Raw genomic sequence first — 12,268 nt, forward strand, 5'->3', positions numbered from 1 at the left:
CAGCATGAAAACCATCCCGGCAGCGCCGCCCGGCGGAAATTTTGCCACGGCAGTAGCAAACCGCAAGGCGCTGTTCACACAGCATCTGAAAGGTAGGGCGGCATGAGTGGGCATCTCTTCGATTTCATGGGCCGGGAGATTCCGTTCCGCCCGGGCGAAAGCGTGGCCGCGGCATTGGATGCAGCCGGCATCACGATCCTCGGCCGTGACGGCCTCGACGTGGAGGCACGCTACTTCTGCGGGATCGGCGCCTGCCAGTCCTGCCTCACACTGATCGACGGCGTAGCGCGCGAGGCCTGCCTGACACCCGCGCGCGCAGGAATGAAGGTCGAGAGCTTAGGGGCGCACCATGACTGACGTCGATGTCCTGATCGTCGGTGCCGGCCCCGCCGGGCTGGCCGCAGCCTTGGAGGTCCGCCGTGCCGGCCTCTCGGTCGAAATCATCGAGCAGCGCGAGACGATAGGGGGTGCGATCTATCGCCAGCCGATCGCCGGAGTCCGCCCCGTGCGGCAGGCGACGGGCGCGGAGCGGCGCTGGCGCGCGCTTGCCGATGACTTTGCCGCGAGCGGCATTCCGGTCCGGCATGCCTGCGTCTTCGTCGGCATCGACGGAGCCGGCCTGGTGCTCATCGAAGACCGTCATGCCGGAAAAATCCGGAAAGTCGCGGCCCGAGGCGTGGTCCTCGCCGTTGGCGCTGTGGAGAAGGTATTGCCTCGTCCCGGCTGGCAGCTTGCCGGCGTGTCGACGGCGGGCGGCCTTCAGGTGATGATGAAGGAAACCGGCCGGGCACCAGGCGGGCGCGTTCTGCTCGCCGGCAACGGCCCGCTCCTCATTGCGGTCGCCGCGCAGATGGCGAAGCTCCGCAATCCTCCCGTCGCCATCATTGAGGCCGGCGACCCCATCCGCCGGTTTGCGGCCGGCATCGGGCTTTGCGCTTATCCGGAACTCGTCACCGAGGCGCTGTCCTATCTGCAGACGGTCCATCTCCACCGTATTCTCTGGATGCGCGCCGCATTGGTTGCCAGGATCGAGCGACGAGAGAAGGGACTGCTGCGCGCCGTCGTGCGCGACGTTCGCGGCCGCGAGCATGTCTTCGACGTCGATCGCATCGGCCTTCACGACGGCATTCGGCCCAACGAGTTCGGGCTTCCCCTCGAAACCGCGAAGGACGCGTCGCTTCCCGTCATCCTGCGCGCCGGCGATTGCCGAGAAGCGCTGGGCGCGAAGGCAGCGATCGCGGACGGCCGGCGTGCGGCCGGCGAAATCCTCGAACGGCTCGCCGGCGCGGGCTGGCGGCAGGTGCGGGAAATCGCAAGACTGCGGCGGGCTCAGGATGTCCTTGCCCGTCTCTTCCAACCGGTCGATGGCGCTGATCCTCTGATGCGGTTGCCGGACGAAACGATCCTTTGCCGCTGCGAAAACCGCACTGTCGGCGACCTGAGACGGCTATGCGCCGGACCGGATACCCCGAGTGGACGCGAGGTGAAGCACAACGGTCGCTTCGCCATGGGATCCTGCCAAGGGCGGTTCTGCGCCGACAACACCGCAGCTCTGATGGCAGCACCCGGACCCGACCGCCCGCCCCCCTCCCCTGAGGATCTGACCGGCCGACGCTGGCCGACACGACCCTTGCCGATCGGCGCCTTTGTCGCCGCGCATGCCGAAGAGACGATCCCTGAAGACGAACAGCAAGATTAGAAGAGGCACCCTGATGACCCAAGTCGCGACCTTCAAGGCCGGTTCGACGATCACCGTCCGTAACCCGTTCAACGGTGAGATCGTCGGAGAAATCGCCGAGAGCACGCTGTCTGGAATTGCCGCGGCCGTGGCCCGGGCAAAGATTGCCCAGCAGGAATTCCGGCGCTCCACGCCGGCGCTTCGTCGCAGCCTGCTGAGTGCGCTTGCCGCCGAAATCGCAGCGGATGCCGAAGAGCTGGCACGGATCATCTCGTCGGAGATGGGAAAGACCATTCGCGAAGCCCGCAACGAGGTCCGTCGGGCCCAGAACACGTTGAAACTCTCGGGTGATGCGGCGACCTTCCTCGACGGCGAGGCGCTCCACTGCGCGATCGTCGAGGGGGGAGCCGATCGACTGGCAACGATCACGTACGAACCCGTCGGCGTCGCTGCCGCCATAACCCCGTTCAACTATCCGCTGAACCTTCTTTGCCACAAGCTCGGCCCCGCCATCGCCGCCGGCAATGCTGTCGTCGCCAAGCCCTCGCCGAAGGCGCCACTCGCGGCCGAAAGGCTTTGCGCGCTCGCTGAAAGATCCGGTTGGCCCCGCAATCTCTTCCAGGTCGTCCATGGCGGCGCCGACACGGCCCTCTCGCTCGCCCGGTCGCCGATCAACCTTCTCTCCTTCACCGGCGGCCCGACGGCGGGTCTCGCGCTGAAGAACGCGACCGGGCTCGTCCGCTGCCTGATGGAACTCGGTGGCAATGATCCCCTCTTCGTGATGCCGGACGCAGACCTCGACAAGGCGGTTGCCACCACGATCGGCCACCGTTTCGAGATCGCCGGCCAGAGCTGCGCGGCCGTCAAGAAACTCTATCTCCACCGCGACATCGAGCGGGCGTTCACGGAGAAGCTGCTCGCCGAAGTCGACGCGGTCGAATTCGGCGATCCGTCCCTCGACGACACCGACATGGGTCCCCTCATCGATGCGGCCGCCGCGCGCAACGTCCAGGAGCGGATCGATGCGACCATCGCCGGCAGGCGCGGCAAGCTCTTGACCGGTGGCAATCATGCCGGTGCACTGTTTGCACCGACCGTCATTTCGGAGATCGCCGCCGACGCGCCGGTGATCGCGGACGAGACCTTCGGCCCCGTCATCGCCATCCGCACCTTCAATGAAGCGGCCGAAGCGATCGCAGAAGTCAATGCCGGAGAGTACGGGTTGCAGGCGGGGGTCTTCACCAACGATCACGCGGTCATCAAGCAGTTCTCACGCGACCTCGTGGTCGGCGGCGTCATGATCAACGAGGGTCCGGACTTCCGGGCCGAACACGTGCCGTTCGGCGGTGTGAAGCGTTCGGGCCTCGGCCGCGAAGGAGTCCGCATTGCGCTCAGGGAAATGTCCGAGCCCAAGGTGGTGATCGATTGAGGGCCGGGACGATGAGAGTAGGCATTCTCGGCGCATCCGGCCGCGTCGGCACAAGGCTGGTCGAGCTCGTCCTGGCCAATCCGGGCCTGCAACTGGCGGCGGCCTTCGTCTCCCCCGTGTCCCGGCTCTGCGGCACGGCGGTTGCCGGCGGCAGCATCGAATACCGGCCGGCCGACGGTGCAATGAACAGCCATTGCGACGTCGTCATCGACTTTTCGACGCCAGCGGCAAGCTTGGCCTTCCAGGAGCAGGTCGGCGAGAAACCCATTCCCATGGTGATCGGCACGACCGGCTTCTCCGTGGAGGAGAGCGAGGCGCTCGCACGCTACGCCGCATACCGGCCGATGCTGGTCAGCGCCAATTTCGCGCGTAGTTTCGAGGCCTTCCGCCTCGGCGCCGTCGATTTCATGCGTCGCATGGCTGCGGCGGAGCCTTCCGTCGCCGAGATCTACCACGCGCGCAAGAAGAGCGAGCCGTCCGGCACTTCGCGACTGCTGGCAAGCGAACTGCATGCGACGCGCAGTCAGGTCATGGGATTTGCCGCTCCCGAGCCGCCGATCGCCGTCCATCGCGAAGGTGACACCGTCGGCGTCAACGAAGTCCGCTTCGATCTCGGTTCGGCGAACGTCACCTTCACCTATCGCGTCCATACGCTCGCGGCCTACGCAGAAGGCGCACTTGCAGCAGCCGAGTGGCTGATATCGGAACCACGCGCCAACGGGCGCTACACGCTGGCCGACAGTCTGGCCAGGTAACAAGAGACAGGAAAGGATTGAGGCACATGCAGGATTCGGCCCAACGCTTCAAAGGCGTCTTCACCGCGCTCGTCACCCCCTTCAGGAATGGCAGCGTCGACATCGCCGCCTTCGACGCGCTCGTCGAGCGGCAGCTCTCGGCCGGCGTCACGGGCCTCGTTCCCGTCGGCACCACCGGCGAGGCCGCGACCTTGTCGGATGAGGAAGCGGTCGAGCTCATCGCCCGCACCGCAGCGCTCGCGAAGGGCCGCGCGCTTGTCGTTGCCGGCGCGGGCGCCAACAACACGCGAAAGGCCGTCGAGAAGGCGAAGGCGGCGGAAGCAGCCGGAGCCGATGCGCTGCTGGTGGTCACGCCCTACTACAACAAGCCGACCCAGGCCGGACTGATCGCCCATTACGGGGCCGTGGCCGAGGCGACCAGCCTGCCGATCATGCTTTATTCCGTCCCCGGCCGCTGCTGTGTCGAAATCGCCCCGGAAACCTGTGCCGCCCTGACGGAACGGTACGCCAATATCGTGGCGATCAAGGAGGCCGGCGGCAATCCGGGCCGCGTGACCGCACTGCGCCGCACCTGCGGCCATGACCTGATCATCCACTCCGGCGACGATGGCCTCACCCTGCCTTTCCTCTCTCTCGGCGCCTGCGGCGTCACAAGCGTCGTCGCGAACGTTGCACCCCGTGAGATGGTCGAGATGGTAAAGGCATGGGAGAACGGCGACACCAGCCTCGCGCTGGCGCTCAACGATATCATCGCCGAGCTCACGGAAGGGATGTTCATCGAGTCCAATCCCGGACCGGTCAAGGCGGCACTCGCCTTGTCGAACCTCGTGGGTCCGGAACTCCGCCTGCCGATGGTGCCTGTCTCGGACGCAAACCGCGAACGCCTCACCGGAATCCTCGGCCGCTACAGCGCGGCCACGGCCGCCTTCCAAGAAATGCGGTAAGCGCCCGCCGCAGCTTTGCATTGCCGCCCGCCGCGGAAGATAGGACCATGAAACGATGGCTGGACCACGCCAGTCCTGGATCACGAAGAAAATGGGGAACGACCATGAGAGCCAGTAACACCCGCTACACTGGCGGTGGAAACGCCTGCAGGAGAGAAGACCAAGATGACCTATAAATGGGATTTCCACTCGGTCTGGGTCTACTACGACCTTTTTCTCGAAGGGCTGTGGATCACTGTTCTCTACACCTTCGGGTCGATCTTCTTCGGCGTGATCATCGGCTTCGCCACCTGCGGAGCGCGTCTGTCGCGCTTCAAGGTTCTCAAGGCGGTGGCGCGGGTCTACCAGGAGATCTTCCGCTGCACGCCGCTCCTCGTCCAGTTGCTCTGGTTCTACTATGCCTTCCCACTGCTGGTCGGCGGCTCCATCGACAATCGCGTGGCGGCCATGCTGACGCTTTCGCTCTATGTCGGCGCCTTCTACGCCGAGATTTTCCGCGGCGGCATCGTCTCGATCGACCGTGGCCAGCGCGAGGCGGCCGCCGCCATCGGCATGAGCCCCTGGCAATCGATGACGCGTATCATCCTGCCGCAGGCGATCAAGCGCATGCTGCCCTCCTTCATCAACCAGTCGGTGATCCAGTTCAAGAACACCTCGCTGGTCTCGGTGATCTCCGTCGCCGACCTCGCCTACATGGCGGCCGTCGTCAACGGGCAGACCTACCGGCCGCTGGAGTCCTACACCATCATGGCCGGGCTCTACATCGTCATGCTCCTGCCGCTGACGCAGGCTGCCGACTGGATCGAAAGACGCCTCAGGGCGAGCGACTAAGGAAACGGTACGACCATGAGCATGAACAAAGAAACAAGCGCGCCGGTCATCGAAGCGGTATCGCTACGCAAGAGCTACGGCCCGCTCGAGGTCTTGAAGGGGCTGGATCTCAGCCTTGCCCGCGGCGAGGTGGTGGCGCTGATCGGTCCGTCAGGCTCCGGCAAATCGACCTTCATTCGCTGTCTCAACATGATGGAGATCCCGAGCGGCGGCACGATCCTCTTTCGCCAGAAGAAGGTCGGCGACCGTTTCCGAGACAAGGACGGCGACATCGGCATCGGCACGCTTCGCCGCCATGTCGGCATGGTCTTCCAGCACTTCAATCTCTTTCCGCACAAGACCGTTCTCCAGAACGTCACGGAAGGCCCGATCGTGGTCTGCAAGACGCCCCACCGAGAAGCCGAGGAGCGCGCCATGGACCTGCTCGCCAAGGTCGGCCTCGCCGAAAAGCACGCCGCCTATCCGAGCCATCTGTCGGGCGGACAGAAGCAGCGGGTGGCGATCGCCCGTGCACTTGCCATGGACCCCGAGGTTCTCTTGCTCGACGAGGTGACCAGCGCACTCGATCCCGAACTGGTCGGCGAGGTCCTGACGGTCATCCGCCAGCTGGCGGACGCCGGCATGACGATGGCGATCGTCACCCACGAAATGGCGTTTGCTGCCGAGGTCGCCAATCGCGTCCTCTTCCTCGATCAGGGCGTGATCGCCGAAGCCGGATCGGCCGACGAGGTCATTCTCAACCCGCAGAACCCACGCCTTCAGGCGTTCGTCTCACGCTTCAGAGGGTGAACCGATGGTTGACTTCCGTGTATCGATCGTCGGCGCAGGCAATATCGGCTCGGCGCTTGCCGCCTGCCTCGGCACGGCGGGAGGCTTTGCCGCGGAGGTCATCGATCCTTCGGAAGAGGCTCTCGACCGGCTGCTGGATCTGAACCTGCCCGTTTCTCTACACCGCCTCGGCTCGCAGGAGCCGCTTGCGAACCTCCTCAAGCAGAGCGATGTCACAGTCGCGGCCGTGCCCGAGCGGGCGGTGCCGGCGATCGCCCGGGCGGCGGCATCGGCCGGCACGCATTTCCTCGACTTCTCGCCACTGCATGCCGACACCCGGCAGGCGCTGGAGCGGCTTGCCGGCGAGCGTGTCGTGCTCAATGGCTGCGGCGTGTCGCCGGGTCTCGTCGAAAACATCGCAAGCAGCCTCGTTGCCCGGTGCGCACCAGTCTCCGAACTGACGATCCGCGTCGGCTCCATACCGCGTCTACCGACGAACCGCCTCGGCTACGGACAGATCTGGGACATCGACGGGTTGATCGACGAGTACACGATGCCTTGCGAGGCGCTGCGCCGTGGAGAGCGCGTTCATCTCGCGCCACTCGAGGGCAAGGAACACGTCGTGCTCGACGGCGTGACTTATGAGGGCTTCACGACCTCGCGCGGATTAAAGGACCTCGCAATGTTCGCCGCAGCCGGTGTCGGCAACGTCACCTTCAAGACGCTGCGCTATCCCGGGCACCTCGAGCACATGCAGTTCCTCCTCGACGACCTCGGCCTCAAGAACCGCCGCGACATGCTGCGCTCGCTCCTGCTCAATGGTCTGCCCATTATCGAGGAGGATGAGCTGGTGATGTTCCTGACGGCCCGTTCCGCGAGAGGTGCACGCAAGCTCGAAGCCTCGTCGTCCTATCGGTTCCGCCCGAGCCCGGCCCTCGGCCCCTTCAACGCGATGACGTCCGTCGCGGCAGGTTACGCGGCGGGCCTCCTGTCCCTGCTGCGGAATGGTGACCTCGGAGAAAGGGGCTTCGTCGCTCACCACAGCGTTTCGGGCGCCGGAGTTCTGGAAAATCCCTTTTTTCCGCCCCTGCTGGCGGCATGACGGCATCTAGGGATGCTCGGCGAAGAGCATCGCGCAGCACAGATCCGCCACAACGGTGCAATGCTGGGCCTGAGGCCCACAAGACCGAGCTGCGCGAATCTGCCGTAGCGAAAGGGGCTTGGCCGGAGATTCGTGTTCCGACGAACGCGCTGAAGGAGATGGCCGCGCCCGCACCGCGAATGCGTCTTGATGGTGCTCAGCCAATGCTCCCTGGGCGGACGTCACTTGTTCTTGAGAAGCCACATCTTGCCTGCCATCGTGATGGCGTGAGCGGATTCTTCCGTCTGCGCTTCGGGATCGAGCCTCTTCAGGAGACCGAGTTCGGTCAGTTCAGTCAGCGTGCTTGTCTTCATGAACTTGACCTTCTGCGGTCGTTCCTTGAACCGGTCCGTCTTTGCATAGGTTTCGGTGGCGTCGAGATGCTTCCATTTCTTGCCGTCCTGGAGAAACACATCGCCGTCCTTCGCGAGTTTCAGACCTCGCACCTGTATCGGTGTCAGTTCGATCATGATCGTCTTTCATTGTCGTGGTGAGGAAGCGCGGCCGACAAGCAGCCGGCCGCAACGCGTTCACGCGCCGGCGGCAACCTGCGCGGCATCCCGGAAGGAGAGGAGTTTTCGGCTTCTCTCGTCCCAGAGGACGAGCCTGACGCACTTCAGGCTCTCCCACAACGTGATGCGTCCGATGGAAGCGAGTTCCGGGTGATGACGCAGCACCTCCGGGAGCCGGTAATAAGGGATGCGGCTCGACAGGTGATGCACGTGGTGAATGCCGATGTTGCCGGTGATCCATCGCAATACCAGCGGCAAGTCGTAGTGGGAAGCGCCGTGAAGCGCCGCCTCCGGGAAATGCCAGTCGTCGCCCTTGGCCCAGTGGGTCGTCTCGAATTGATGCTGGACGTAGAAGAGCCAGACGCCGGCCGCACCCGCCAAAAGCACGATCGGCAGGTGAATGGCAACAAAGGGCTCGATTCCGATGAGCCATGCCATTACGCCTGCCAGTACGACAATGGCCGCATTGGTGGCCATCGTCGAAACCCACGGCAAGGCGCCGGATCGCATCATCCCGAACGGCAGCCGTTGCTTGAAGAGGAAGAGCCACGCGGGACCGATGCCGAACATCACCAGCGGGTGCCGGTAGAGGTTGTAACCGAGACGTCCCAAGCGGGAGAGCGAACGATACTCGGCGACCGTCAGCGTGGTGATGTCGCCGACGCCCCGTTCGTCCAGATTCCCGGCCGAGGCGTGGTGGGCAGCATGCGCGCGACGCCAGTAGTCATAAGGCGTCAAGGTAAGCACGCCGAGCAGACGCCCGACCCAATCATCGAGACCGCGACGAGCGAAAAACGAACCGTGCCCGCAATCGTGCTGAATCATGAACAGGCGCAAGAGAAATGCGGCTGCCGGTATGACGAATATCAGCCCCAGCCAAAGACCGCGGGAGATGGAGAGATATGCGAGAAACCAGAAAAGCGCGAAGGGAACGATCGTGACCAGGAGCTCAAAGACGCTGCGCCGTACCCGTGGTTGGCGATATCGCGACAAGGTTTTCAACCAGGCCGCGGCATCGACTTCGGCGGGCCTCGCAGGCGCTTGGATCATAGTGTTCATCGGAAAACCATCCGTTCACTCGCTTCGCTGCATGAGAGTGCAGGCGGCGGTGTTGTTACTCGCGCCCGATCACGGGCGCACCTCGAATCGTCAGGACCGGCGCGCCTTTCGGGCCGCATAGCGACGATCCCGTTCCGCCTTGCGGGCAGCCTCGTCTGCGATCATGCGAGTATTGACGTCGTCCTGCCGTGTTTTGGCGGCGGCTGCTTCCTCGGCTTCTGCGGCCGCCGCGCGGGCTCCTGCGTCTGCGAGGATTTGCTGGCGCTCTGCGACTTTCGTCGCCTGCCGCTCGGCCCGGCGCTGCTCTCTGGCGATGGCGACCGCTTCACGAGCGGCCAATCGCTCCTGCATCTGCGGATCGATCGCCTTGGGTGCGGATGCGAATTTTTCCAATAGTGCGCGCTTCGCCTCGGCCGCGGCCGCACGGCGCGCATGAAAGCCGTTGTCGTTCGGGTGTCTCAATCTCTCATCCTTTGGAGCTCGTCAGTTCGAGAACTCCCCCACGTCTCACCCTGAGCAAGACCGGGTCCTGAATTTGCAGCGGTGTGCAACTTAAGTAAAAGGCCAGACACATGCCTGGCCTTTCCAAACCCTGCGCCGCGATGCCAGTACATCCGTGGTCATCTGCGGCTGAAGCTTCAGGCGGCGCGAAGCATGCCAGCCGACATTTTGCCTGACTTGCGGTCACGCTCGAGTTCAAAGCCGATCTTCTGGCCTTCAACGATCGTGTTCATGCCTGCCCGCTCGACAGCGGAGACATGGACGAAAACGTCCGCGCTGCCATCGTCAGGCTGAATGAAGCCGAAACCTTTGGTGGAATTGAACCATTTGACTGTGCCAGTGGCCACAACGAGCCCTTTCTTAGCAGCGTTAAGTACCGCCGGGCGACGCACGGCGGTGTTTTCGACTTTTGAAAGGGGAAGTTCGTCACGAAGCGCGAGGCGCAGCCAAAACAAATATCAGCAAACAAAGTATCGATGGCCGCTCCATATGCGGTCGCCGAACCTTCGTCAACTTTTTGTTTTGCTTTTCTCTGATTTTCTACCCCTGATAGTATATCCGGCGATAGACGCACCCGCGCAGATCAATAGCCGAGCGAATTGCAGGACACCCGTCACCGGCGCTGACGGCCCGAGGGGCCGCGCCGCGGAAACGGATAGCCGTCGGCTTCGTAGAGCTTCTGCATCTGCATTCCATCGAAGCGGTCCTCATCGACCTCGAGGACGCAGCCCCTGAGCATCGAGCTGGGCATGTCCTCGATTGCGAAACGGAGAGCTTCCGCCACGCTTTCAAACCTCTTGTATCGAAGCTTGCTCGTGCGGCGCACGGTCTTGCAGGGATAAAGTCCCGCGGCGGCAGCGTAATCAACATTCGTCACTGGTCCAATTCCTCTCTTTTGGAGCCGAACACGCGGGGAAACCGCCGCAGCGGCCCCGCTCCTGCCAGCGCAAGCGAAGGACCGGAAGGAACTCTCGGCCAAACGGCAGGCTATATCTGTCATGAGCTGTGTCCTCGAGCATTTCCGGCCAATCCCGAGTCGTTCTGGCGGAGGCCCGAGGTCGGTACGCTCCTTGGAAGGGCAGTACCGCCAGGAGCCGGCCAATCCGGTCAATCGGGAAATCGGAAGCGCTCGTGATCCAAACCGTCCGCGAAGGGGCCTGTTGCCTTGATCGCGGCAGCTATCGCTGCTTCTTGCCGAGGCTCAATCCGCTGTTCGCGAGCTTGACCTGAATGCCCGAAGCGACGGGCGGGGCTGACGTGGCCTTCTCCTTCTTTGGTTTCCGCGCTTCGCGGTTACTTCGCAATTGGCCCTTTGCCATGGCAATTCCTCCAAGGTTGGCTGTCTGGTGAAAGGAAGCGGCCCAGCGGACCACTTGGGCGGACGTCTGTCCCGAAGTGGACGGGCGGCGGCCGGATGGAACTCAGCTTTGAGGAACTGCGGTATCCGTACGCCCACCCAGCAAAGCCGACATGGAGCAGAAGGATAACGAATATGGCAGGACCTGACCCGATGCCGAAAGAACCGTCCGGAATCGCCTTACAATTCGTGCAGCGGCGTTCGATGGCCTGGTCTCATGACGCTGGATGTTCTCACGGTATCCAGGCCCGCTTACGCTGAGGAGATTTCGGTGTAGCTGAAGGTCGGAAGACACGAGTGTCCTCCTTTCGTTGGGGCCGGGGCATGGTCGCCTCGAAGCAGCAGCGCCCTGAACATGGCTGCCGATTAGCTATAATGTACTCCACCAACGAAAGATGCAACAAAATAAAAACCAAAAGCGCCTTGTGGCAAACACAATCGACTGATAGTTGCTACCAATCGAATTTTGCTGTTTAGCTTCATTTTTGTGCCGTTTTTGCAGATGTGATCTTCCATTTCAAAATCGATGACTGCACAGCCCGCATATTGCCGGCTGAAAATTCCTGCAATATCGAGAGGAAATTGTTATGAGCAACGGCATCGTGAAGTTCTTCAACACGACAAAAGGCTTTGGCTTTATCGAGCCCGCGGATGGCGCAAAAGACGTATTCGTACACATCTCGGCGGTCGAACGGTCTGGCATGACGCACCTCATGGAAGGTCAGAAGATCAGCTATGACGTCGTCACCGACCAGCGCTCAGGCAGAGCTGCCGCCGAAAATCTTCAGACGGCATAAGCCTGACCGGCTTCAGGTCTCTGGCCACCGTAGGCGACACAAACCGCAGAACCATATGGCAAGGTCGGGCTCGCCCGACCTTTTCTCATTTTCAACCAGGAAAGACTCTCATGAAAAAGACGGATGCAGGACAACAGATCCTCAGGGCGCAGCGGCAGGTGGCAAACACCAGTGCCGGCGGGCACCTTGGGGGCACGAACCACGGTCAAGCCTATGATGCAAAGACATCATCGGCAAAGGGCAAACTCGACAAGACCCGACGCGTTGGTGGCAAGAAGTGAGATAGAAGGACCGGACCATATCCGGCCAATCCGGTTTCGTTCTGGCAAAACGACCTGGGCAATATCCAACAGAGACGCGAAGGCCATATCCACCGATATGGTCAAGCGGCCGCATCGACCATGACACGAGGGCACCCGCTCCTTCGGTCGACCTGCTTCGACGAGGTCGAGGCGGGCAGCCGAAGAGCCCCATTTGCGTGTCTGTCCTCGACGGA

General features: G+C 62.9%; 15 protein-coding genes. 10 read left to right on the forward strand and 5 right to left on the reverse strand.

Annotation, left to right across the window (positions count from 1 at the left end; all coding sequences use genetic code 11):
* Nucleotides 1-102 precede the first annotated feature (102 nt).
* From EUU22_RS03195 to EUU22_RS03230, 8 genes are all read left to right on the forward strand, one after another.
* Nucleotides 103-357: a 2Fe-2S iron-sulfur cluster-binding protein gene (locus EUU22_RS03195; protein ID WP_129330663.1), complete on the forward strand. Its 255-nt coding sequence runs from the start codon at nt 103-105 to the stop codon at nt 355-357.
* Complete coding sequence (locus tag EUU22_RS03200) at nt 350-1,699, forward strand: FAD-dependent oxidoreductase (protein ID WP_129330664.1); 1,350 nt, start codon at nt 350-352, stop codon at nt 1,697-1,699. The genes EUU22_RS03195 and EUU22_RS03200 overlap by 8 nt, the downstream gene beginning before the upstream one ends.
* A 13-nt stretch (nt 1,700-1,712) precedes the next feature.
* Entirely contained in the window at nt 1,713-3,107 is a 1,395-nt protein-coding gene (locus EUU22_RS03205; protein WP_129330665.1) for an aldehyde dehydrogenase family protein, read from the forward strand.
* 11 nt (nt 3,108-3,118) lie between these two features.
* Entirely contained in the window at nt 3,119-3,862 is a 744-nt protein-coding gene (locus EUU22_RS03210; RefSeq protein ID WP_129330666.1) for a dihydrodipicolinate reductase C-terminal domain-containing protein, read from the forward strand.
* 26 nt (nt 3,863-3,888) lie between these two features.
* Nucleotides 3,889-4,806, forward strand: a complete 918-nt coding sequence (gene dapA / locus EUU22_RS03215; RefSeq protein WP_129330667.1) for a 4-hydroxy-tetrahydrodipicolinate synthase — start codon at nt 3,889-3,891, stop codon at nt 4,804-4,806.
* Between the two features lie 165 nt (nt 4,807-4,971).
* Nucleotides 4,972-5,637 (forward strand): amino acid ABC transporter permease, encoded by a 666-nt coding sequence (locus tag EUU22_RS03220; RefSeq protein WP_112690498.1) that lies wholly within the window; start codon nt 4,972-4,974, stop codon nt 5,635-5,637.
* A gap of 15 nt (nt 5,638-5,652) precedes the next feature.
* Nucleotides 5,653-6,426 (forward strand): amino acid ABC transporter ATP-binding protein, encoded by a 774-nt coding sequence (locus EUU22_RS03225; protein ID WP_129330668.1) that lies wholly within the window; start codon nt 5,653-5,655, stop codon nt 6,424-6,426.
* Nucleotides 6,427-6,430: 4 nt separating this feature from the next.
* Nucleotides 6,431-7,507 (forward strand): saccharopine dehydrogenase family protein, encoded by a 1,077-nt coding sequence (locus tag EUU22_RS03230; protein WP_129330669.1) that lies wholly within the window; start codon nt 6,431-6,433, stop codon nt 7,505-7,507.
* Between the two features lie 221 nt (nt 7,508-7,728).
* Here the strand turns inward: EUU22_RS03230 and EUU22_RS03235 are convergent, their stop codons facing one another.
* The 5 genes from EUU22_RS03235 to EUU22_RS03255 form a co-directional block, all read right to left on the reverse strand.
* Nucleotides 7,729-8,016, reverse strand: coding sequence for a hypothetical protein (locus tag EUU22_RS03235; RefSeq protein WP_129330670.1), 288 nt, complete (start codon nt 8,014-8,016; stop codon nt 7,729-7,731).
* A 60-nt stretch (nt 8,017-8,076) separates the two neighbouring features.
* Entirely contained in the window at nt 8,077-9,117 is a 1,041-nt protein-coding gene (locus EUU22_RS03240; protein ID WP_129330671.1) for a fatty acid desaturase, read from the reverse strand.
* 90 nt (nt 9,118-9,207) lie between these two features.
* A complete protein-coding gene (locus EUU22_RS03245) occupies nt 9,208-9,579 on the reverse strand; it encodes a DUF6481 family protein (RefSeq protein ID WP_129330672.1) in 372 nt (123 codons plus the stop codon).
* A 176-nt stretch (nt 9,580-9,755) separates the two neighbouring features.
* The gene (locus EUU22_RS03250; protein ID WP_129330783.1) at nt 9,756-9,965 is read right to left on the reverse strand and encodes a cold-shock protein; all 210 of its coding nucleotides are present in this window, start codon (nt 9,963-9,965) and stop codon (nt 9,756-9,758) included.
* A 266-nt stretch (nt 9,966-10,231) separates the two neighbouring features.
* The gene (locus EUU22_RS03255; RefSeq protein ID WP_129330673.1) at nt 10,232-10,495 is read right to left on the reverse strand and encodes a hypothetical protein; all 264 of its coding nucleotides are present in this window, start codon (nt 10,493-10,495) and stop codon (nt 10,232-10,234) included.
* A gap of 1,067 nt (nt 10,496-11,562) precedes the next feature.
* Here EUU22_RS03255 and EUU22_RS03260 point away from each other — a divergent pair.
* Nucleotides 11,563-11,772 carry a cold-shock protein gene (locus EUU22_RS03260; protein WP_129330674.1) on the forward strand — a complete coding sequence of 70 codons (210 nt, stop codon included), beginning with the start codon at nt 11,563-11,565 and terminating at the stop codon, nt 11,770-11,772.
* A gap of 110 nt (nt 11,773-11,882) precedes the next feature.
* A complete protein-coding gene (locus EUU22_RS25150) occupies nt 11,883-12,053 on the forward strand; it encodes a hypothetical protein (protein WP_165351062.1) in 171 nt (56 codons plus the stop codon).
* Nucleotides 12,054-12,268: the final 215 nt, after the last annotated feature.

The sequence above is a fragment of the Ciceribacter ferrooxidans genome, from assembly GCF_004137355.1.
In the GTDB taxonomy this organism is placed as follows: Bacteria; Pseudomonadota; Alphaproteobacteria; order Rhizobiales; family Rhizobiaceae; genus Allorhizobium; species Allorhizobium ferrooxidans.